The organism is Candidatus Tisiphia endosymbiont of Empis tessellata, assembly GCF_964031035.1.
Classification (GTDB): domain Bacteria; phylum Pseudomonadota; class Alphaproteobacteria; order Rickettsiales; family Rickettsiaceae; genus Tisiphia.
This window is the reverse complement of record NZ_OZ034997.1, coordinates 283,676-306,193: the sequence shown is the minus strand read 5'-3', so window position 1 is coordinate 306,193 and position 22,518 is coordinate 283,676. Positions and strand designations below refer to the sequence as shown.

Here is a 22,518-nt window from a genome sequence, read left to right as displayed (position 1 = left end):
ATCTGTAGAAAGAATATCAACTATTAATTATATAAATCTAGAATAGATTAATAAATTCATAGAATTTACCCTAAACCGCTATACGCTTTTTATTAGCTTTTCCGTAGTTTCTTGGTGTAACTAAGGGGGTAGCTTTGCCATCTATAACATCTTTTGAAATATGTACATGCATTTTTTTTAGATTGGTAACATTATACATGCTGTCAAGTAGCAGTGTCTCAATTATCGATCTAAGACCTCTAGCTCCGGTTTTTCGTGCCAGCGCTTTCTCGGCTATTCCTTCTAAAGCATCATTATCAATTGATAGTTCAACATCGTCTAACTCAAATAATTTATGATATTGCTTGATAACAGCATTTTTGGGTTGAGTTAAAATTGCCACCAAAGATGCTTTGTCTAGGTCATCTAAAGTTGCTACTACTGGAAGCCTACCGATGAATTCTGGAATTAACCCAAACTTTACTAGATCTTCAATTTCTAATGATTTGAGTATTTCGCTGTGGTTTTTTTCTTGTTTTGATTGGACATTTGCTGCAAAACCAATTGAACTTTGAGCAGTACGGGCATTAATGATATTATCTATCCCCATGAAAGCTCCACCGCATATGAACAAAATATTGGAAGTATCTACTTGAACAAAATCTTGCTGGGGGTGTTTTCTGCCACCTTGGGGGGGAACAGAAGCAATAGTTCCTTCCATGATTTTAAGTAATGCTTGTTGGACTCCTTCACCCGATACATCTCTTGTTATGGAAGGGTTTTCAGATTTTCTAGCGATTTTATCTACTTCATCTATATAAACAATGCCTCGTTGGGCTTTGGCTATATTAAAGTCTGCTGCTTGTAATAATCTTAGCAAGATATTTTCAACATCTTCACCAACATAGCCAGCTTCGGTTAAAGAAGTGGCGTCTGCCATAGTGAAAGGTACATCAAGAATCTTTGCTAAGGTTTGTGCTAAAAGGGTTTTACCAGAGCCAGTAGAACCAATAATTAGGATATTTGATTTATTTAATTCGACATCATTATTACCTGACTCGATATATTCTAATCGTTTATAGTGATTATATACCGCAACTGATAAAACTTTTTTTGCTTGATCTTGACCAATTACGTAATCATTAAGAGTAGAAAAAATTTTGTGTGGTGTTGGAATTAAAGAGGCAACTTGTTTAAGAGTTACTTTAGTCTCTTCTTTTATAATATCACGGCACAGTTCAATACATTCATTACAAATAAATACTGTTGGTCCAGCAATTAATTTTATTACTTCATATTGATTTTTACCACAAAAAGAACAGTTTAATTCTTTTTTTCCAACTTCCCCTGACATGATTCCGCTTTATTTAATTTATGAGTTTAATATAGCTTATATACATCTAATATAGATAAGTTATTTAGGTAAGTCTAATATATTTTCAAGACACGCGAATTTAGGATAAGAATTTGTCAATTCTTATATACTCAAATTCGGTGAAATTATAATTGCTTCGCTTACGCTCGCAATGACGCTGTGGTATAGGTATTTGTAAACTTTCAACAGTTGTGGGGTAACATCGAAGATGCAGAAAGTCTAATAAAGAATTTATCATTTCCTAATTAACAGTTGATATTATGTGTATAATATACTTCTAAAAATTAATAAAGGACAATTATATATGACGCGTTTCCTATACGAGATCAAGACTCTCGACCACTACACTACTTGCAAAGCTAATGACTTAGTCTTACAGTTTACTCTCCCTAATAATACTACTACCCCTAGTAATGCCTTATAGTTTCCTAATGCTACTGATAATACCTTACAGCCTTCCTTAACGTCTAGTTTAAATGCTACCTTACGGTTCACTGACGAGAGCAGGATGATCGACCAATATTAGGAGATGACAGCGAAGGCTATAAAGAATAAACCACAAACCTACCACTTCAAGCTAGGGTAATTTTAAAGTCAGCCTGTAAGGCTAATAGCGTAGTACATTTTTTGTATAATCGTCATCGCGAGGCACCTTTAGGTGCCGTGGCGATCTAGTGAAGCGAGGTGTAATACTGCATAAAGATTGCCGCTTCACCGCTTTCAGCGACTCCTCGCAATGACGATCAGCAGCCATTTTAATAGTGGTTATATAAAAAATGTACTATGATATCCTGCACCGAAGCAGGGATGACATTTTTTTAAAGCAGAAGAGTATATCCATCCTCTTAATTTTCTATAGCTAACAAATATCATATTATCAAGTCCTTTATTTGTAATTGAATAGTATTAGACTCTTTCCAACTGTTAATTTTTAATGAACCAATTACAGAAATATTATATGACTTAATATTAAGTAAAATATTTTCTATAGGACTAGATACACTATTAAACGCAATAGCATGCAGCGGTTTAGAACCAAAAGCTTCCTTAGAAGGAGCAAGCAAACATCTTATATGTTTACCACCGACTATGTCAGCTTTTAATACAAAAAGATTAGAGAATTTAAATATTGGCTCATGATTTCCTTGGCCAAATGGTTCGAGTTTACTTAGCTCATCCATTAGCGGTAAATTTACACTACTTGTAGTAAGTTCCGCATCATATTCTTCATAGGCAATATCATTTTGATTACTAATATCAATCTTAAAGGCGTGATTTAAGAATTCTTGTAACTCTTGTAATTTCTCTTCCAATACTGTAAATCCAGCTGCCATTGCATGTCCCCCGCCAGCTATGATTAAATCTTTAGCCTTGGCATTGATAATTTTACTACCAAAATCAACATTTTTGACAGAACGGCAAGAAGCCTTACCGATTGCATTATTTAAAGCTATAACTGCAACTGGTTTATTAAATTTTTCTTTTAATCTGCCAGCGACAATGCCGATAACACCCGGATGCCACCCTTTACCAACTATAAATAATGAACTATCATTTTCTTGGGTTAAAGCTATTTGAGTAGCTTCCTCTATCATTATCAGCTCTATTACTTTTCGCTCATTATTATGTTTCTCCAATTCCTGTGCAAGTAGATTTGCTTCTATTGCACATTCGGTAGATAAAAGACTAGCACCCAAGGATGATTTACCAACTCTTCCACCGGCATTGATCCTAGGCCCCAACACAAATCCCAAATGATAACAGTTTGGTTTTTCATTTAAACCAGCAACATCACATAAAGTCTTCATACCTAAATTTTTTCTTTGACCAAGGATTTTTAATCCTTGAGCAACAAAAGCACGATTTAAGTGAATAAGCTTCATTACATCGCATACTGTTCCAAGTGCGACTAAGTCTAAATATTGCATTAAGTTGGGTATAGTCTGTAGCAAACTAGCGTCATTGTGAGGAGATGCTTCAGCAGCGACGAAGCAATCTAAATGCTTTCTTTTATCACCATTTTTCTTGATTGCTTCGTCGCAGCGAAGCTGCTCCTTGCAATGACGATCGGTAAAGAAATTTTGTTTTTTTAACTCGGATAATAAGGCGGTAGCAAATAAAAATGATACTCCTACAGCTGCTAGGTACTTATATCTACTGGTCTCATCGATACGATTCGGGTTAACAACAGCAACAGCGTCAGGCAATATATCACTACTAATGTGATGATCGATAACTATTACATCAAGCTTTACTTGCGCTGCATATTTTAGAGCCTCATGTGCCATTGCTCCACAATCAACAGTAATAAGTAGCTCAGTAGCATTATCCTTAATTTTCTGCATAGCAGCTGGGGTCGGTCCATACCCTTCAGCAATTCGGTTTGGAACATAAATATCAGCTTCTTGCCCCAAATCTCTAAATATATTCTTAAGTAGTGATGAAGAGGTAGCTCCGTCAACGTCATAATCAGCAAATATACAGATTTTCTGTTTATTTATAATAGCTTCTATAGTCCTATCTACTGCTTTTTGCATATCAAGTAAATGAAAAGGATCTGGCAGTAAATTCTTGAGCTTAGGTGATAAAAAATCTATAGCTTGTGACAAGTTCTCTAAGCGAGGAAATAGAACCCGTGCTAGAAAATCACTGATTCCTATAGAACGACAAAGTTCTGAAACATCATCCTCGTTTACTGATCGCTGTTGCCAAATTTTTCCATTTACTGAACGTTTGGGTTCTAGTGGTACTATCATGTAAGGCAACCCTATTTTAAAAAATTAGTTTCTTTAATTTATAAACCAACTCTAAGGCTTGTTTAGGGGAGAGCTGATCAGGATCGATTTTAATAAGTTCTTCTTCTAACTTATTAAATTTTATCTCTTTTTTACTTTCTACTGGTAGGCTAAATAAACTTAAGTTGTTTGATTCAGTGTTTAATATATTTTTGCTTTTGTACGTTGCGGTTTTTTCTAATTTTGTTAAAATGTCATTCGCCCTAATTATAACAGATTTTGGTAGGCCCGCTAAGTAGGCTACATGAATTCCATAAGATTTATCAGCCATCCCTGCTATAATATTATGCAAAAATAATATTTCTTTCCCTAATTCCTCAATAGCCACCGTATAATTTTGTAAGGCTGGCAAAAAATTACTCATGCTGGTTAATTCGTGATAATGCGATGCAAACAAACATCGACATTTGAGATTATCATGAATATATTCCAGCACCGCGAAAGCAATTGATACACCATCATAGGTGGAAGTTCCACGACCAACCTCATCTAATATGACTAAAGAATTTTTAGTAGATTGTGCTAAAATAGCTGATGTTTCAAGCATTTCCACCATAAAAGTTGATTGACCTGCTTGTAAATCATCCCCTGCACCTATCCTACTAAATATCTTGTCTACAATACCTATTTTGGCACTTTTAGCCGGCACAAAACTACCAATTTGAGCTAATATGGCTATTAGGGCATTTTGCCGTAAAAAAGTACTTTTACCTGACATATTAGGTCCAGTAATTAACCAAATTCTATTAGCTTCCGATAAAGTACAGTTATTGTGAATAAAGCTTTTTTTATCATTTGATAAACTTTGCTCAACGACTGGATGCCGCCCTTCAATAATCTCAAAACTCAAATCATTGCTTAATCTAGGCTTGACATAATTATATTCATCAGCAATATAAGCAAAATTACAAAATACATCAAGCTGACTTAAGGAACAGCTAAGTAATCGTAAAAATATAGCTTTATCAATAACTTGCTGGCATATTTTATTATATAATTCTAGTTCAAGACTAACCGCTAAACTCCTGCTATTCACCATATCGCTTTCTAACTTTTGTAATTCAATAGTAGTATAGCGACTAGCATTAGAAGTTGTTTGTCGGTGAATAAATTTTGATGCGTACATTTTATCACTATGTCTTAGGGTAACTTCAATAAATAACCCAAGTACATTATTATGAGATATTTTTAGGGTGTCGATGCCAGTATCAAGGCGATATACATTTTTTAATTTTTCTACATGGACTTTGCCATTGTTAATTAAGTCATATAATTCTTGTATTTTAGGATGATAATGATGATTTATTATCCCACCTTCATTGATAGTATTAGGTGCATCCTCTCTAATTGCTTGATCTATTAATGAATATAACTGTTCATCTCCAGATAGAGGTTTAATTAACTTCTCTATATAATCTAGCAAATTTAGCCCATAATAGGAAATAAACTCTCCTTTTATTTCCAGTGCAGCATTTAACGTATATTTAATATTTAGCAGATCTCGCCCGCAGCCACGATTCATGGTAATTCTAGCCAAGCAACGTTCTAAATCCCCAATTTTCTTGAGTAACTTTTTAATATTCCCTACTAGTTCAATATTTGAATAAAAAAATTCTGTGATATTTTGTCGATAATTTATTTCATCAATATCTATTAGTGGTGTAGATAAAAAGTGATATAGTAAACGACTACCAGCCTTAGTAACTGTATGATCAATAGTGGCCAGTAAACTACCCTTGGTTTTTCCTAATAAATTATTAGTAATTTCCAAATTCCGCCGAGTCGCCGAATCAATAATCATAAAATTATGGTAATTGACCAACCGAGGCAAAGGTAGCGAAGGTATATTTTGCTTTTGCGTTAGTGATAAATATTCTAAGATACTACCAATACTACTTGTTTGACATTCAGATATTTCCCCTATGGCTTTTAGATCATTGATTTTGTAAAAATCTAAAATAATTTTATGGCATTTTTTAGGAGCAAAAAAACTATCAACTTGATACGAGACACGGAAATGTAATTGGTGCTGAATACTACTAGCTAATTGCTCTCCCTGCAAATTTTCGCTAAGTAAAATCTCTTTAGGCTTAAGACGTGATAGCTCATTTAGAATCTCATCCTGCGGAATCTCTATAACTGAAATTTCTGAAGTGGAAAGATCAACATAACAAATTGATGCCCTGTTTTTTAGCAAAACTAAGCTTGCCAAATAATTAGGTTCGCATGACGAAATTAAAGATTCCTCGATAATAGTACCTGGGGTGATAATACGCGTTACATCCCTATTTACTACAGCTTTATACCCCCCACGTTTCTTTGCCTCTTCCGGTGTTTCTAGTTGATCACAAATAGCAACTTTGTAATTTTCTTCAATTAATTTATTTAAATATGTCTCAAGAGCATGATGGGGTACTCCGCACATAGCAATCTCAGAGTCTCCATTAGACCCTCTTTTGGTAAGAGCAATACCTAAAACTTGGCTGGCAAGAACTGCATCATCAAAAAACATTTCATAAAAATCACCCATTCTAAACAATAGAAGACAATCAAGATTGGCAAATTTGATGTCTAAATATTGTTGCATCATCTTTGTTGATTGATCATAATTATATTTATGGCGAAATTCTTCTAAAGACATGGATAAAGTCATGGATATATTTTAGTTGTTTGAATTAGATTTGAGTATATACTCAGGTATACCCGATGAATTTCAAGAGTTGGCTAGGCGTACGAGTGGCGAGCGGACTAGGCGTAGTCAAACCGTTGTTCCTACGCGAAGTCCCATCGTGCCACAACGCCAACACTTGAAAGGCGAAGGGTATAGAACTTCAAGAATTAAGGTCATCGTACCCTAAATATCATAGCACAGCTAGCTCTTCTTGAAGTTATTATCGTCTACCCACTCTTGAAATTATATACTCAAATGATTTGAAGAATTGTTTTTTGAAAATATCATGGATTCGCATGCGTAATTATACTATATGTATACCTAGTATGCTCACCATTCATTTTCAAATCCAATTCTTCAAATCATTTGAGTATAGCAGTATATGTTTAGATTCAAAAGAGCTTTTGATTTTAATTGATTAGGTTTTTTTCTCACTATTTCAAATAAGTTATGCATAATATTTATCTACAAAAATTAAAATTACTAAATTATCGTAATTTTCAGAATTTAGATATTAGTGCTGGTAATAATCCTGTTATACTAATAGGGGGGAATGGTAGTGGAAAAACTAACATTTTAGAATCAATATCACTATTTTCACCTGGTAAAGGTTTGAGATCAGCTAAATTAGATGATATTTGTCAAAGGGGAGAAGATCATTGCTTAGCTTATGCATTATTACACAGTAAACTTGGCTTAGTTGAAATTTCAACGAATTTAAAGCGTGAATCTAATAGACGTTTTACAGAATTTAACGGTGTTAAAATACAAAATAATGAACTAAGTAAGTTCTCTGCTATGATTTGGCTTACACCCCAAATGGAAGGTATTTTTTCTTCCAGTATTAGCGATAGGCGTAAATTCTTTGACAGGATTGTTTATAACTTTAATCCATCGCATGCAGGAATAGTTAGTAAATACGAATATTATATGTATGAACGTAGCAAAATACTAGCACAAGACCAAGTGGATACAAATTGGCTAAGAGTGGTTGAAGAAAAAATGGTGGAATTATCAATTGAGATCGCTATTAATAGGCTAAAAATTTTAGAACATATGCAAAAAGCTATCTCAGATTTGGATAATGATTTTCCTAAAGCTATTTTATCAATTAATGGGGTTATAGAAGATATAATATTAAAAAATTCTGAAATAGATATTGATTTTATAAAAAATGAGTTAGTGGTGTCTCGTGTTCGTGATAAGATATCTAATAGAACTAATTTTGGAGTGCATAAAAGTGATTTTATAGTTATTCATAAAGAAAAAAATGCTTTAGTTAAACACTGTTCCACCGGTGAACAGAAGGCTATGCTCATTGCCATAATACTTGCCCAAGTTAATTATTCTATTAAAGAAAACATTGCTATGCCTATTTTACTGTTAGATGAGGTTTTTGTACATCTTGATAACAAAAGGAGACAGTACTTAATTGATTTCTTCCTAGAATTAGGATTACAGCTATGGGTGACTGCAACTGACTTAAATGGCATAGAATCTTTAACAAAAAAAGCAGAATTAATAAAATTATAGGATAAAATTTCTCTTATTTAATTTTAAGGCAATGCCTTAAAACTTGATCACGGCGTTCTAATATAGCATTAAGGTAAGAATTATTTAAAAAATCAGAACCTTTTGCTGCTATAAAAATCTTTCTAAGAATAGGTAAGTCTAATTTTTTTATAGCTTTTATAGTGTCGTCATAACATTGTGTTGGATAAGATATTATAAAACTCTTATCAAATGCATGATATTGACGCCATAGGCTATTTTGATAAATAACAAACCGCAAAGGTTTGTTATAAGATTGAAAATTTTTGTAAAAGGTATTAGGTATTTGTTTTTTAAATCTTTGTTTTAGCTTTTCTTCATTAGGGAGATCAATAACCTCTGCTTTATCAAAAGGAAATGGTTTATCCCAATCATTGGTATTTAATTTATCACTATACAGTACTCTAACAAAAGGAAGTTCACCAAATTTAACATGTTGGCGATTACGAATACCTGAATTATCTATTGCAATAAAATATGTTTTATTAATATCTTTAAATATTAATAAATTATATGATCCAGAGTCCCACTGCCCAAAAATAAAGTAAAAAGTTCGTAGGTTCATTTGATCTTTTATGGAAACCTCTTGAAGAGCTTTTTCATACTCTTCAGGTACTAAAGGATCAATTTTAGTATCAATGTAGAGTTGCAATGATCCTGTCATTCCATTAATTCTACGCATTACTGTTGGAGGAATATGAGGGAAACCTAGAATTAGAGAAGCTTGATACGCTGCTACTTCAGCTTGTGCATCTCCTAAATCATCTGCAGGTAATTTTTTAAAGACAGCTTTTACCTGATCATCTAAAGTAACTAAAAAAACTTCTCCATTGAATTCCACTTTTTTACCTTTCTCTGTGAGAAACTTTCTCATAGGTTCTATATGGTGTATTGTAGATGTTTTAAGTAATTTTGAGATATCAACTTTTTTCCATGTTTCTGGATGGTTAAATGGAGTGGCATATACAGAATGTATAGTTAATAAGGATGGTAGAATTATATAGAAGGAGACTAAGAATATTCTAAAAATTTGCATATAATTTTATTATTAGTTTATATTTTTTAATTCAAAATCTTTTTCTGCTTTGTAGAGCTTCCTTGGCTATATCGAAGTCGCTAAATGGTAGTTTTTTATTACCGATTATTTGATAATTTTCGTGACCTTTGCCGGCAATCAGCAAAATATCATCTTCTTGTAAATTATTTATTGTTTCAATAATTGCAATTTTTCTATTATTTATTTCTATATATCTATTAGTGATAGATATAATACCTTGTATAATTTGCTGCCGTATGAATTTTGGGTCTTCATTCCTCGGATTATCGTCAGTGATAATAACTATATCTGCAATTTTTGCCGCAACTTGTCCCATTAATGGTCTTTTCCCACTATCTCTATTTCCCCCACATCCGAAAATTACGTTTAATGAACCCCTATTTGAGTATATTTCTGATTTTATTTTTTTTAGCTCTAGCAAGCTTTTTTCTAAGGCATCTGGAGTGTGAGCGTAGTCAATAAAAATATTGCTATTAGCTACTCTCTCTAAACGTCCTTTAACTGCTTTAATTTGCGGTAATTTCGATATGACTTGTTCAAAAGGAAAGCCAGTCAAATGCACCATCATAACGGCAATCAGCAAGTTGGTTGCTTGAAAACTACCAACTATATCAGTAGTAAAATTATATTTCTGTCCGTTATAAGTACAAATTGTGCTGTCGATAATTTTCAGATCACCATTCATACCAACGGTTAAGAATTTTATATTACGTTCTTGTAAATAACTTTTGATATAATCTAATTGTTCTATTTCCGAGTTTAGTACAGCAACTCCTTTCTGCGATAAATTATTTGTAAATAATTTTAGTTTGGATAAAAGATAATTATCCATATTCTTATGATAGTCAAGATGATCTTGACTAAAACTAGTAAAGCAGGCAGCATCTACTTTTAGACCATGTAATCTTTCTTGATCTAGACCATGGCTAGAAGCCTCAAAAGCTAGATATTTTGTGCCATTCTCAGCTAGCTTATGTAGAATATGCCTGAAAGTTACAGGATCAGGAGTAGTAAGAGCCGGGGATTCGTCTAAAATTTCTTGGATGCTTGTTAAATCCAAACCACCCGAACATTCTACGCCAATGGTTCCGATAGAACAGCTGGGTATTCCTAGTAATGTGTATAGTTGCCTACAATAGGATACTACCGAGGTTTTACCGTTAGTACCAGTAGCAGCTACCATATATTGTGGTAATAAAGGGTAGAGAATATTAGCAGCTTGGCTTAGTGCCACCCGTGCATCAATTACAAGCGTTATATGTACACCATTAGCGATAATGTTAGGGTTTTTTAAACTTTCAGCATCATCGGTAATAATGAATTTTACTCCTTTGTTTATTACATCATCAATAAACTTATTACCATCCGAACTTGCTCCTTTAATGGCAAAGAATAGACTAGTTGATTTAACTAGTCTAGAGTCACAACATAAAATTTTAGGTTCAATCTGAGAGGTAATTTTTAAATAGTCAAATAATTTTTGCAATTTAAATATAGCCTAATTAGTTTTTAAGTGTATGTTTAGCACGTGTATACTCAAATCATTTGAGTATATTACGTCTACCAACTTCTTGAAATCATAGTAGTATAAAGTAGTAGTCCATGTAAAGCTAGTAGATAATTTGTTAACAAGAATTTTATGGTTTTTTATGCAAAAAAAAGATATATCAATTCTAATAGGTAATGCTCTAGATCATTTTGATACGGCTATTTATGGTTTTATTGCTCCAATCTTAGCAACAATCTTTTTTCCCAAGAGTGATCCTATAGTTGCCTTGATCTTAACCTATAGCGTATTGACAACTTCCATAATTACTAGACCAGTTGGTTCGATAATTTTTAGCATAATTGTAAAAAAACGTGGGTCAACATTAGCTCTATCTTACTCATTAATAGGTGTTGCCATTACCACTATATCAATAGGATTTATACCAACTTATCAAACAATTGGCTGGTTTTCACCGTTTATGCTGACCATTATTCGAATGATACAAGGAATTTTTGCCGAAGGAGAATGCTCTATTGCCAAATTATATATTTTAGAAAATAAGGTACAGACTAAAGGCGTACAAGCATCTTATCTATACCAACTGTCAACAATGTTTGGCATTATTATTGCCTCTTTTGTAAGTACCATTCTAGTTAGTTCTAATCATCATGAATATTGGCGTTTATGTTTTATATTGGGAGGAAGTACTGGGATTGTAGGGGTTTATCTTAGACGTTATTCTAATATGTTGCAGAATACAATAAAACAAAAGTCTTATACTTTACATACGATATTGAATAATAAATGCAATATTCTGCGTGTGTCTATAGTTAGTGGCTTTTCCTATATGACATATGTGATACCTTTTGTCGTGATGAATAGTTTTATACCTCTTATTACCTCTATATCTTTGGAGAGGATGATGACGTTTAATACAATCTTATTAATTATGGATGCAGCAATGATTCCAATAATAGGGTCTTTGGTTAAGAAATATCGTCCTACAAATGTAATGATCATCAGTACTAGCATTTTATTTATTAGCATAGTACCATTATGGTTATATATGTCTGACGCTTCCTTATGGTATATTAATTTTGTCCGTTTGTGGATTATTACATTAGGGGTAACTTTCTTATGCCCACTAAATTATTGGCTTAATAGCTTATTCCATGGCTCAGATAAATATATGCTGGTCAGTATTGGTGATGCTTTAGGTACTTCAATATTTGGACGATTTACCCCTGCAGTGTGCATAGCTCTTTGGCATTTTACTGGCTCTTCTATAGCCATAGGAGTTTATATTGCAATGATTACTTTAGTTACCATATGGGCGGTGAAGAGTATACCATGAAAAACATAATAGATATAGATGTATGACAAGACCGGCATTCCTAATTGCTTTTTTTACAACAATTGTGCGTTATTATGATTATGCTCTTTTTGGTCTCTCGGCAGCAGTTCTATCCAAGAATTTTTTACCTCTAGGATCAAATGATAGGCAGATATTATTATTTTTTGCTATATTCAGCATAGCTGTAATAGCTCGTCCCATAGGCTCGATCATTTTTGGTTTTATCAGTGATAAATATGGTAGAATTGTATCAGTTAGAATCTCGGTATTTTTAGCTACTATCTCGACAATTCTTATAGGATTAACTCCTAATTTTGATAGAATTGGCATAGTGGCTACAATAATCTTAATATTTTGTCGTATGACATTTTTAATGAGCTTAGCAGGAGAAAGTGATGCTATAAAAATTTACGTTGTAGAAAAAGTAGGTAAGACTAGCAAAAATTGTGCTAGTGGTATCGTGTCATTTTGTAGTCAGGTTGGAGCATTGCTTGCTGCAACAATTTATCATTTTTCTACAGAATTTGACTCAGCAGCTTATTTATGGCGGGCAAATTTTATTATTGGTGGGGTTTTTGGCTTATTTATCATATTCCTAAGGCACTATTTTCATGAAAGTGAGGAGTTCTTAAATTCTAAAAAAGATCATAAATCTCCAGATTATAACTTTTTTTATTTAACAAAGATTGTAAAAGATTCATTTAAAAAATTTATTATAGCAATATTAATAAGTGGTTGCATAGGAGGTATTTACCATTTTCTAATTTATTTTTGGGGAGTATTTGCTGTAAAAAGTGCATTAATTATGGATAGCAATCAAGCTCAAATTATCAATATAGCTTTAATAAGCATTTACGCTATTATGTCAGTATTGTCTGGTTTTTTAGCTGATAGATTTTACCCTAAAAAACAAATCATCATCGCATTATCATTAAGTTTGTTAGTGATAATTATTGTACAATTTTTACTATATAAAGAAATCTTGGTAATTTACTTTCCAGTAATGCTTATCGGACTTGCCCCATTTTACGTAGTGCCATTACAAATTATTGTCCAATCTATGTTTATAACTAATATTAGGGCAAGAATGTGTAGTCTATCCCATTCACTTGGCGGTATGATACTTTCATCGACAACACCATTTTTTTGTATGTTATTATGGCAATATTTTAATTCAATATACTTAGTGCTAGGATTTTTTATGCTATTATTACTAATATTGTTCAGTACAGTAATTTTTCTGTATAGTACAAATGTTATAGAACCATATTAGTATTTATCCGGATGATATGCGTCATCCCTGCGAATGCAGGGATCTTAGATTCCCGCCTACGCGGGAATGACAAGGGAGTGCAAGGCATGATACACATTTGTCGTTGGGGTAAATAGGAAATACTAACCATAGCTAGCTATATAACAAATTACCAAACTGAAGGAGAGAATTTTGCAAAAAAAACATAACCTAATAAATTATGACTATAGTGCCTATAATACTTTAAGAAGGTTAATAGTTGATCATATAAAGCCATATCTCAAACAAATCAGCATGGCGGTATTTTGTATGGTAATTGCGGCTATATGTGCTGCTTACAGCGTTAATTTAGTGCAACCAACTATTGATCAAATATTTTTAACAGGCAATCGTCAAATGTTATTATTTTTACCGTTAATGGTAGTAATAACATTTACTATTAAAGGGATAGCTGAATATTATTCAAATTATTTAATTAAATTTGTTGGTCAGAGAATTTTAACTGATCTACAAATTAAGATGTATGAGCATTTATTGTTTGCTGATATTCTCTTTATTCAATCTCAATCATCGGGACGTTTAATATCACGTTTTACTAACGATATTGCCATGATGCGAGGTGCTGTGTCAAATTTACTAGTAGGATGTGCCAAACATTTTTTAACAGTAATAGGTCTTATCGTAGTGATGTTTAAGTTAGAACCTAGGTTATCTTGTATAGTATTTCTAGCATTTCCCCTAGCAATTTATCCAATACAGAAATTAGGGAAAAAAATTCGTAGAATATTAGGACAAGCTCAAGAGGAATTAGCTAATTATACTTCTAGGTTAGATGAAACTTTTCAGTCAATTAAAATTGTTAAGTCTTTCTTAGGAGAGAAAATTGAAAGCAATCGAGCTTTATTGCTCTCTAGTAATATTTTACATTTTTTAAAGAAAACTGCAAAATTGGATGCATTGGTTTCACCAATCATGGAAGTGTTAAGTGGTATTACAGTTGGAGGGCTTATTTGGTACGGTGGGTTGTTAGTCATAAAAGGAGAAACTACACCGGGAGCATTTTTTGCTTTTATTACTGCCTTTCTTGCAGCCTATAGACCTTTTAAAAGCTTGGTTTCTTTAAATGTAAATTTACAAGAGGGTATTGCTGCAACAAAAAGAGTTTTTAATGTTCTAGATACTGAACCTATTATTAAAGATAGTGTAAATGCTCAAAATGTTCAGTTAGTTAATCCACAAATAATTTTTAATAATGTCGAGCTAAAATTTAATAATAAAGTAGCTTTAAAGCTCATTAATCTAAAAATAATGCCAGGGAAAACTACAGCTTTTGTTGGACGTTCTGGCAGTGGAAAAACTTCGTTATCTAATTTATTAGTAAGATTTTATAACCCAACTAGCGGACAGATTTTAATTGATAATTATGATATTAAAGATATAAGGATTGACTCTTTAAGGCAGCAAATTTCTTTAGTAACTCAAGATACTACATTATTTGACACTAGTGTTGCAGAAAATATTGCTTATGGTAATCCAAATACAACTCGTGATCAGATTATTATAGCAGCAAAATATGCTGATGCTCATCAATTTATCTCAAATCTGCCTGCAGGGTATGATACGATCATTGGTAATCAAGGTTCAACACTTTCAGGTGGACAACGTCAGCGTTTAGCGATAGCTAGAGCTTTTTTGAAATCAGCAGCAATTTTGGTTTGGGATGAAGCAACAAGCTCTTTAGACCAAAATTCTGAGCGATTAATTCTAAATTCTTTAGTAAATATTCGTGAGAATAAAACCACCCTAATTATAACACATCGTTTATCGAGTATTAAGGACGTTGATCACATAGTTGTTATGAAATCTGGCATGATATTTGAACAAGGAACTCATTCGCAACTTATAGAAAATAAAGCAGAATATTATAAATTATATCATAAGGAATTAGAGGAGGGGGATAAGTGAACATAAAGGGAGTAGCTGTCTATTTATACAACAACAAAATGCAAAAACATTCCTCTTTTTTAAAAATAGATAAAAAATCCTTGGTAATAATTTATACTTTAGTTTAATCTATAAATTGAATATAAAAAATATTTATGGTTTTTATGGAAGAAGATATTAATTATTGGGACAACTCAAAGTATGCACCTTGTCAATATGCTACTAGGTTACTGGACAAATTACGTAAGATGAATGAGAAAATAAACCGGTCAATAGATATTGATGAGGTTAAAAAGGCTATTTATTACGCCAAGAAATATCATGGCAGCCAAATGCGGCAGTCAGGCGAGCCTTATTACTCTCATCCACTAGAGGTGGCGTATATGATCTCTGATTATCTTTACCGCACTGACATTCTTGTTACCAGCATATTGCATGACACCATTGAGGATACAAAACTTACCAAAAAGATGATTGCCTATATCTTTGGGGAGCAGGTTGCTAGTCAAGTAGAAGACTTAAGCAGGAACAAGCCTCACGGGAAGATTAGCTCGGCAGAAACATTAGATATATTACTTCAACAAGAAAAATATGATGTGGCATTGATTAAATTATTTGACCGAGTTCACAACTTACAAACTCTAGGAGTTAAATCACCTGAAAAAGCTAGGAAGATTATTGAAGAAACCGTAAAAAATTTTATAATCATTGCTATGCATTTAAAAATACCAACAATAACACAAGACTTAACTGCATTATGTTATAAAAATTTATCCATACAGCAGTTTGATCAACATAATCATCAAAATTCTATGGATAATTCGCCACTTTCTCCAACTTTTCAAAATGTAATAGCCCGTATGCGAACCCCACAATTGTAGGGATCATAATAACCCATAATCCCCAATAGCCAAAATGGTTAACAAGATAAGTGAAGCCAAAAGCAGTAATAACGGATACGAAAGCACGTGATATAGCGAATATAATGCTAGCACAGGTGAAACGTTTAAATACAGGAAAATGTTTATAAATAATTGGCATAGCAGGACCTAAACATTCGTTAAATAAAATGATAAAGAATTGAATTAAAAATAACTCAAACGGAGAATGAAGATTATTCAAAAAATATGGACAAAATATGATAAAAATAGAACATATTATGAGTATAATTTTCATGGTTAATAGTGGATATATTTTGTAACTTAAATAAGATAATATTGATACGACCAAGAGCTGTATTAGACATAGAATAAAATTATGATGAATAACCTCAGCAATTGTATAACCAAAGTTAGTTTGTAAAATATTACTACAATATATATAAATAAAATAAAAACCTACAGGTAAAGCACATTGTAAGAAAAAAAGAGCTAATATTGTTTTTTTATTAACTTTTTCTGTCCAAATAGGATTGTTTACTAAAGTACTGGTATCTGTATTATTTATATTACCATAATTTAATTAGAATCAATTCTAAAATATTAGTCAACTTATTTTTAATAAAAATTAATTATTTTTCATATATAAACAATATCCAATATTCTACTCGCATAACTATATTAGTTCTGATATTTAACATCCTTTGATCTCAGCCTATATTTTTACCAATATCTCTTTTTCCCTTCTAATTTGTTTATAGAATTGTGATATTGTTACAACCAAGATTTATTATTTCAATTTTCTATATTATTTTTTCTTGCTATCGTTCAACCAAATCATAATATCTATTAGTATTAATAAATATATTAAGGTGAATAAATGATAGGATACCAGCAAGAACAAAGAATCCTAACTAGAGAACAAAAAGAAGCGGTTGGATTACTGTCAGTAGGAACATTCCTTGAATATTTTGATTTGATGCTTTATGTACATTTAGCCGTATTACTAAACGAGTTGTTTTTTCCTAAATATGAAGCTTTTGCTGCATCTATACTGACAGCTTTTGCCTTTTGTTCTACTTTTATTTTCTGTCCAATTGGAGCATTAATTTTTGGTTATATCGGGGATAGAGTAGGACGTAAAGCAACAGTTATTATTACCACTATTATGATGGCAATTTCATGTGTAATAATGGCCAATGTTCCAACTTATGCCCAAATTGGCATTACCGCTTCTGTAATAATTACGGTTTGTCGTGTACTACAAGGTATGTCATCAGTAGGCGAAATAGTAGGAGCAGAACTTTATTTAACAGAAACTATAAAACCACCAATACAATATCTAGTAGTAGCCTTTATTGCCGTTGCTTCTGTTATAGGTACAGTAGCTGCTTTAGGTATTGCTTCGCTTGTTACATCTTACGGTTTTAATTGGCGTATTGCTTTTTGGATCGGAGCAGTAATTGCTTTGATTGGCGGTATTGCTAGAACAACTCTCAGAGAAACACCTGAGTTTGTCAATGCAAAACTTCGATTAAAAAAGAAATATGAGAAAGCTAATATTGATATAAAAGAATTAGACAATGACCCAATTGTTAACGAAAAAGTTAATAAACAATCAGTATTGTATTTGTTTATAATTAACTGTGCGTGTCCTGTATCTTTTTATTTTGCTTATATACATTGTGGCAATCTCCTAAAAAGTTCTTTTGGCTATAGTGCGGAACAAGTAATACACCAAAATTTTATTGTTTCAATGATACAGTTCGCTGGTATGTCATTTATAAGCTATTTAAGTTATAGGATATATCCACTGAAAATCCTAAAGGTAAAATTTGTAATATTCTCTATTTTTATTTTATGTTCTCCTTATATTTTGAACAATATAACCAATCCATTTTTTCTATTTTTACTTCAAGCTGTTCTTGTACTATTCGATTTTGGTCGATACTGGACTGAAAAATCAAGACAAAAAAATAATAATGTTGTTTCCCATTTTTGCATTTTTCAAGCTGCAATTTGTTCATAATTTTGTATAGAATTTAGATAGGTATTCATAGGCTTTTTGTAACCAATACTTGAATGGAATCTTATATAATTATAGTGATTGATGTAATCATCAATACCACTCTTTAGCTCTTTAACATCTTTAAAATCATTAATAAATATACAATTATATTTTAAAGTTCGGAAAAATCTCTCCATAATTATATTATCAATACTTCTTCCTTTACCATTCATCGAAACTTTAATGTTATGCTCTTGTAAAATTTCAATGTGTTCATGACTAGTATATTGACTGCCCTGATCACTATTAAATATCTGCGGTGCAGGATATTTGTTAAGTGCATCATGCAATACTTCAGTTACCAAACTTACATCCATACTATTTGACAATTTATAACTCAACACAGCTCTACTATGCCAATCTATAATTGCCGCCATGTACATAAATCCCGAATTAGTTCTAACATAAGTGATATCTCTGCTCCAAACCTCGTTAGCGTTAGGTACATCTACAGTTTTACTTGTACCTAGATTAGACCAATATTTATCAAGCAAATAACTATAAATTTTATGCTGTTTATCTTTTCCAGATGTTAACTTTTTCCTCTTTGGATAAATAGCCTCTATGCCAATCATGTTCATATATTTTAGAACCCGATCCTTACCAATAACCAAGCCATCTTCTAATAATTGTCTATGGATATAACGATAACCAAATTCAGGATTATCAGTATATATTTCATCTATTTTATTTAAAATATTTAAGTTATACCCACTAAATGGTTTTGCTTTATAGTACATTGAAGAACGATTAATCTTTAATAATTCATATTTCCTTGTCTTTGGTAACATTGCTAGCTTGGAATCGACAAGTTCTTTTCTATTTGATAAGTCCAAGCTTTGTAGCTTTCCCACAGCCCAATCTCTCTCTACTATTGTTTTTCCAAGAGTTTTCGCTAATTCATCATTTTGTTCTTTCAGCATATTAATTTGTTCCTGATATTTACTTACCAGTTTTGCTGGTTCAAAAGCCAATGCTGCATTTGATATAAATTATTTTTTCCAATTACTAATTGTCTTGGAGTTTATCTCATATTTTGATGCTATCACTGATAATGGACTCTCTTCTTTCAGCACTTCTAATACTATCCTAGTTTTTTCTTCAGCACTAAAAACTCTTACTTTTTCTTTTGTCATTTTTTCTCCTAATTTTTTCTTATTATTTTATCTTAATTAGGAAACTTTTAACTCTATTTTTTTGTCCATTTTCTTCAGTCCATTATAATCGTGTACTAGCTGTTTCGATATTTCTCAGACATTTTCCAGTGTTTAAGCGTTATACTTACAATAGTATGATATATGCTGTAGCACGTGCTTTTATGTATGTTATTACCTCTTTTGGTATTATTTTTTTAACAAAATATTTTGGTCATTGGGGATTATTAATTATTATGATTCCAATAAATCTAGGATTTGCTTTTGCTTTGTGTCATTTTCAAAAGTTAGAGAAGGAAGCCGGTATTTATGTCGGTTAATTGTTGTAAAATCTAAGGGGCATGCAGTAATTGATAAATATTTGTAACATAAAGCAGTTAGTATATTTTCTAGTTGTGTTGTTCTATAATACATGCTGACAGTTATAAAACTTTTAAAAGTTTCCTCTATAATCTTCTTAATCTTTTCTGGAGATTTTACACCAACAGTTTCTAAATTATGAATCCGATCAAAAAGTTTAATCAATGCTACATCATATTTTTTTTGTTGAATTAATAAATCTAGTGTTTCTGCCGAGCTAATCTTGCCATGAGGCTTGACCCTAGTCAAGTCTTGCACTTTACTAGCTACTTGACTGCCAAAGATGTAAGTAATCATAGGTTCAGTCAGTTTTGTATCTTCATAGTTATTGAAAAAGCTACTGGAAAAATTAGTTTGGTTCAATCAATTGTGTCGTGTAGTAACGCAGTCACAATCATGTCGGTTCTAAACAATCGTGGAATTTCTAGGGCTGTATACTGGGCAACCATATACGCCACTTCAATCGGATGGGAATAATACGGCTCGCCGGACTGCCTCATTTGGCTGCCATGATATTTTTTAGCATAGTAGATGCCTTTTTTGACTTCATACATGTCTATTGGTTGCTTTACTTTTTCATTTAGCAAAATTAACTCCTTAAGCAACCTCTCAGCATATGCACAGTACTGGTATTTTGAATTATCCCAATAGTTATTAACATCTTCCATAAGAAACCATGATATTTTAATTATAAAGTTATAATAAACTAAAATTTTGACTATTTAAAGCATTTATTGCTTTTTATTTTTAAAAAGATGCATATTTTCTAACCTATGTTGTATAAATTTTTTTATAAATATGCTTAGTGGGTAGGAAAAATATGATATAATTCAACTATAATGATTATATAAAAGAGGATAAGATGAGTAAAGATACTTCAGAGAGTAATAACTGTAGTGTTCTAACAGTAACTAGCACTGCACCACAACATGATATAGTTAAGATGGAAAATATTGAGTTAGTACGCAGAATGTTAAAGTCGCCTAACTTTAATATTAATGCCAAAGATATAAATGGCAGAACTCCATTAGACCTCCTTCGAAACTCTACTTCTGCTGGTGATTTGTACATCGATGCGGTACTCTAATCCGTAACGGAATTAGAGTACGATGCGGTTCGAGGTGAAGCGTCTCCTTCAAATCCCTCAGCACAAGCGAGTTTCGAAAGAGGTCTATTATATAGCTAACTTGGAAATGTTTTAACCATAGCTACTTCGTTATTGCTAGGAGGCGTGGTAAGCACGACTTTAAAAGTTAAAAAATGGGACAATCATCATCCCCAAAGAGGATTAAACTATAAATTGCTATTTTAGAAAATGCTCATTCACCCCTTGTTTTACGCTCTAATTCTTTACATCATTTGAGTATAGATAATTTAAGCGGATGATGATCTAAAGCCTGTTTTAGATGCTTTGTTTGTATATGTGTGTAAATTTGGGTAGTACTAATATCAGCATGTCCAAGTAGTTCTTGAATTACCCTAAGATCTGCACCGCCTTCTAACAAATGGCTTGCAAAACTGTGACGTAAAGTATGTGGGGAGATATTACTTGGGTCTAGCCCAGCTTTAATAGATGCTTGTTTTAATAGAATTGCGAAATTCTGCCTAGTCATATAACCATTAGTTGAAGAAGAGCAAAATAAATAAATTTGACTTTTAGGGTGTTTTTTGCTTATAAATTTACTACGAATAGTTAAATAATCAGACAAACTTATGGTAGCCTGTTCATTGATTATCACCATTCTTTCTTTATTACCTTTACCAATTATTGAAAATATTTTTCTAATATTTTGGGACATTTGATTTACTAAAATATCAGTTAACCTTATACTGACAAGCTCAGAAACACGTAACCCACTTGCATATAATAAATGAATCATTGCTTTTAGGCGTATGGAATCAGGATTTTTGTCTTGATTGCAATAGAAAAGTAAATCTTTGATTTTATCAATTGATAATGTAGAAGGAAGTTTAGCTTGATATCTTGGTAAATCTACCATCAAAGCAGGATTATAATTGGTATGCTTTTCGCTAATTAAAAATTCATAATAGTTTTTTATAGTGGATATCTTCCGGTTGATTGATCTTGCCTGCAAGCCATTTCCCGCCAAATATTCTATCCAGTCTCTAATATTTTCAGCTTTAATATTCAGCTCTAACAATTTATTCTGTGATAAAAATTTCTGGAAATCTAACAGATCACCTTTGTAGCCAAGTACGGAATTATTAGCTACACCACGCTCCGCTATCATCATTTCTAGGAATTGTTCGATAAACTCTACCATATTACGTACAGTTTGTTTTAATGGAGGCCAGGGCCGGAATCGAACCGGCGCATTGAGGATTTGCAGTCCACGGCATTACCACTTTGCTACCTAGCCTAAAGAGCTGAGATACTAACCAATATTAGAGCAAAAGGCAACTTATTTTTCTTTTGTTTTAGGTAGGGTAATATTTTTTTATAACTTATACTTTGTTATCCTTCTAAAATATGCTATACTACCACAGAGTAAAATTAGTCTGTATTGTATACTAATTCTGTTTCGAAGAATTGTTATTTGAAAATATCAAGGACTCCCGTACCGTATGTA

Annotated in this window: 16 protein-coding genes, 1 tRNA gene and 1 pseudogene; 7 read left to right on the top strand and 11 right to left on the bottom strand. The window is 32.2% G+C overall.

The genetic code is table 11. From position 1 onward, the window contains the following. Positions 1–70 precede the first annotated feature (70 nt). The 3 genes and pseudogenes from clpX to mutS form a co-directional block, all read right to left on the bottom strand. Entirely contained in the window at positions 71–1,333 is a 1,263-nt protein-coding gene (gene clpX, locus AAHM86_RS01550) for an ATP-dependent Clp protease ATP-binding subunit ClpX (protein ID WP_342268035.1), read from the bottom strand. Between the two features lie 890 nt (positions 1,334–2,223). Then, positions 2,224–4,086, bottom strand: a pseudogene (gene recJ / locus AAHM86_RS01545) (single-stranded-DNA-specific exonuclease RecJ); the annotation flags it as partial. A gap of 40 nt (positions 4,087–4,126) precedes the next feature. Beyond that, entirely contained in the window at positions 4,127–6,802 is a 2,676-nt protein-coding gene (mutS, locus tag AAHM86_RS01540) for a DNA mismatch repair protein MutS (RefSeq protein WP_342268034.1), read from the bottom strand. 468 nt (positions 6,803–7,270) lie between these two features. On the opposite strand from mutS, the gene recF reads away from it, so the two are divergent. Next, positions 7,271–8,353: a DNA replication/repair protein RecF gene (recF, locus tag AAHM86_RS01535; RefSeq protein ID WP_342268033.1), complete on the top strand. Its 1,083-nt coding sequence runs from the start codon at positions 7,271–7,273 to the stop codon at positions 8,351–8,353. 13 nt (positions 8,354–8,366) lie between these two features. Here recF and AAHM86_RS01530 read toward each other — a convergent pair whose 3' ends face one another. Both AAHM86_RS01530 and AAHM86_RS01525 read right to left on the bottom strand, forming a co-directional pair. Next, positions 8,367–9,407 (bottom strand): hypothetical protein, encoded by a 1,041-nt coding sequence (locus AAHM86_RS01530; protein ID WP_342268032.1) that lies wholly within the window; start codon positions 9,405–9,407, stop codon positions 8,367–8,369. A gap of 31 nt (positions 9,408–9,438) precedes the next feature. Then, positions 9,439–10,914 carry a UDP-N-acetylmuramoyl-L-alanyl-D-glutamate--2,6-diaminopimelate ligase gene (locus AAHM86_RS01525; protein ID WP_342268031.1) on the bottom strand — a complete coding sequence of 492 codons (1,476 nt, stop codon included), beginning with the start codon at positions 10,912–10,914 and terminating at the stop codon, positions 9,439–9,441. Between the two features lie 163 nt (positions 10,915–11,077). On the opposite strand from AAHM86_RS01525, the gene AAHM86_RS01520 reads away from it, so the two are divergent. The 5 genes from AAHM86_RS01520 (at position 11,078) to AAHM86_RS01500 (ending at position 18,374) form a co-directional block, all read left to right on the top strand. Beyond that, on the top strand, positions 11,078–12,271 hold the full coding sequence (locus AAHM86_RS01520) for an MFS transporter (RefSeq protein WP_342268030.1): 1,194 nt from the start codon (positions 11,078–11,080) through the stop codon (positions 12,269–12,271). Positions 12,272–12,293: 22 nt separating this feature from the next. Next, entirely contained in the window at positions 12,294–13,544 is a 1,251-nt protein-coding gene (locus AAHM86_RS01515; protein WP_342268029.1) for an MFS transporter, read from the top strand. Between the two features lie 171 nt (positions 13,545–13,715). Continuing rightward, entirely contained in the window at positions 13,716–15,488 is a 1,773-nt protein-coding gene (locus AAHM86_RS01510) for an ABC transporter ATP-binding protein (protein ID WP_342268028.1), read from the top strand. A gap of 134 nt (positions 15,489–15,622) precedes the next feature. After that, positions 15,623–16,348, top strand: a complete 726-nt coding sequence (locus AAHM86_RS01505; RefSeq protein ID WP_410520801.1) for an HD domain-containing protein — start codon at positions 15,623–15,625, stop codon at positions 16,346–16,348. 877 nt (positions 16,349–17,225) lie between these two features. Then, the gene (locus AAHM86_RS01500) at positions 17,226–18,374 is read left to right on the top strand and encodes an MFS transporter (protein WP_342268027.1); all 1,149 of its coding nucleotides are present in this window, start codon (positions 17,226–17,228) and stop codon (positions 18,372–18,374) included. Here AAHM86_RS01500 and AAHM86_RS01495 read toward each other — a convergent pair. The 4 genes from AAHM86_RS01495 to AAHM86_RS07145 all read right to left on the bottom strand — a co-directional run bounded on the left by AAHM86_RS01495 (position 18,353) and on the right by AAHM86_RS07145 (position 20,595). Continuing rightward, a complete protein-coding gene (locus AAHM86_RS01495) occupies positions 18,353–19,387 on the bottom strand; it encodes an IS3 family transposase (protein ID WP_342268026.1) in 1,035 nt (344 codons plus the stop codon). The two genes, AAHM86_RS01500 and AAHM86_RS01495, sit on opposite strands and share 22 nt — an antisense overlap. Positions 19,388–19,405: 18 nt before the next feature. Beyond that, positions 19,406–19,549, bottom strand: a complete 144-nt coding sequence (locus tag AAHM86_RS01490; protein WP_342267695.1) for a transposase — start codon at positions 19,547–19,549, stop codon at positions 19,406–19,408. Positions 19,550–19,801: 252 nt separating this feature from the next. After that, on the bottom strand, positions 19,802–20,224 hold the full coding sequence (locus tag AAHM86_RS07150) for a hypothetical protein (RefSeq protein WP_410521560.1): 423 nt from the start codon (positions 20,222–20,224) through the stop codon (positions 19,802–19,804). 62 nt (positions 20,225–20,286) lie between these two features. Next, a complete protein-coding gene (locus tag AAHM86_RS07145; protein ID WP_410521559.1) occupies positions 20,287–20,595 on the bottom strand; it encodes a bifunctional (p)ppGpp synthetase/guanosine-3',5'-bis(diphosphate) 3'-pyrophosphohydrolase in 309 nt (102 codons plus the stop codon). 194 nt (positions 20,596–20,789) lie between these two features. Between AAHM86_RS07145 and AAHM86_RS01480 the strand changes: the two genes are divergently transcribed. Then, positions 20,790–21,014 (top strand): ankyrin repeat domain-containing protein, encoded by a 225-nt coding sequence (locus AAHM86_RS01480; protein ID WP_342268025.1) that lies wholly within the window; start codon positions 20,790–20,792, stop codon positions 21,012–21,014. 268 nt (positions 21,015–21,282) lie between these two features. Here AAHM86_RS01480 and AAHM86_RS01475 read toward each other — a convergent pair whose 3' ends face one another. Further along, positions 21,283–22,212 (bottom strand): site-specific tyrosine recombinase XerD, encoded by a 930-nt coding sequence (locus AAHM86_RS01475; RefSeq protein WP_342268024.1) that lies wholly within the window; start codon positions 22,210–22,212, stop codon positions 21,283–21,285. Positions 22,213–22,233: 21 nt separating this feature from the next. Then, positions 22,234–22,308, bottom strand: a tRNA-Cys gene (locus AAHM86_RS01470). Positions 22,309–22,518: the final 210 nt, after the last annotated feature.

Bases quoted from the DNA above. Each gene is read 5' to 3' on its own strand.
- AAHM86_RS01515 (WP_342268029.1), top strand. From the start codon at position 12,294: ATGACAAGACCGGCATTCCTAATTGCTTTTTTTACAACAATTGTGCGT.
- AAHM86_RS01500 (WP_342268027.1), top strand. From the start codon at position 17,226: ATGATAGGATACCAGCAAGAACAAAGAATCCTAACTAGAGAACAAAAA.
- AAHM86_RS01520 (WP_342268030.1), top strand. From the start codon at position 11,078: ATGCAAAAAAAAGATATATCAATTCTAATAGGTAATGCTCTAGATCAT.
- AAHM86_RS01505 (WP_410520801.1), top strand. From the start codon at position 15,623: ATGGTTTTTATGGAAGAAGATATTAATTATTGGGACAACTCAAAGTAT.
- AAHM86_RS01530 (WP_342268032.1), bottom strand. From the start codon at position 9,407: ATGCAAATTTTTAGAATATTCTTAGTCTCCTTCTATATAATTCTACCA.
- recF (WP_342268033.1), top strand. From the start codon at position 7,271: ATGCATAATATTTATCTACAAAAATTAAAATTACTAAATTATCGTAAT.
- AAHM86_RS01475 (WP_342268024.1), bottom strand. From the start codon at position 22,212: ATGGTAGAGTTTATCGAACAATTCCTAGAAATGATGATAGCGGAGCGT.
- clpX (WP_342268035.1), bottom strand. From the start codon at position 1,333: ATGTCAGGGGAAGTTGGAAAAAAAGAATTAAACTGTTCTTTTTGTGGT.
- AAHM86_RS07150 (WP_410521560.1), bottom strand. From the start codon at position 20,224: ATGATTACTTACATCTTTGGCAGTCAAGTAGCTAGTAAAGTGCAAGAC.
- AAHM86_RS01480 (WP_342268025.1), top strand. From the start codon at position 20,790: ATGAGTAAAGATACTTCAGAGAGTAATAACTGTAGTGTTCTAACAGTA.
- AAHM86_RS07145 (WP_410521559.1), bottom strand. From the start codon at position 20,595: ATGGAAGATGTTAATAACTATTGGGATAATTCAAAATACCAGTACTGT.
- mutS (WP_342268034.1), bottom strand. From the start codon at position 6,802: ATGACTTTATCCATGTCTTTAGAAGAATTTCGCCATAAATATAATTAT.
- AAHM86_RS01490 (WP_342267695.1), bottom strand. From the start codon at position 19,549: ATGACAAAAGAAAAAGTAAGAGTTTTTAGTGCTGAAGAAAAAACTAGG.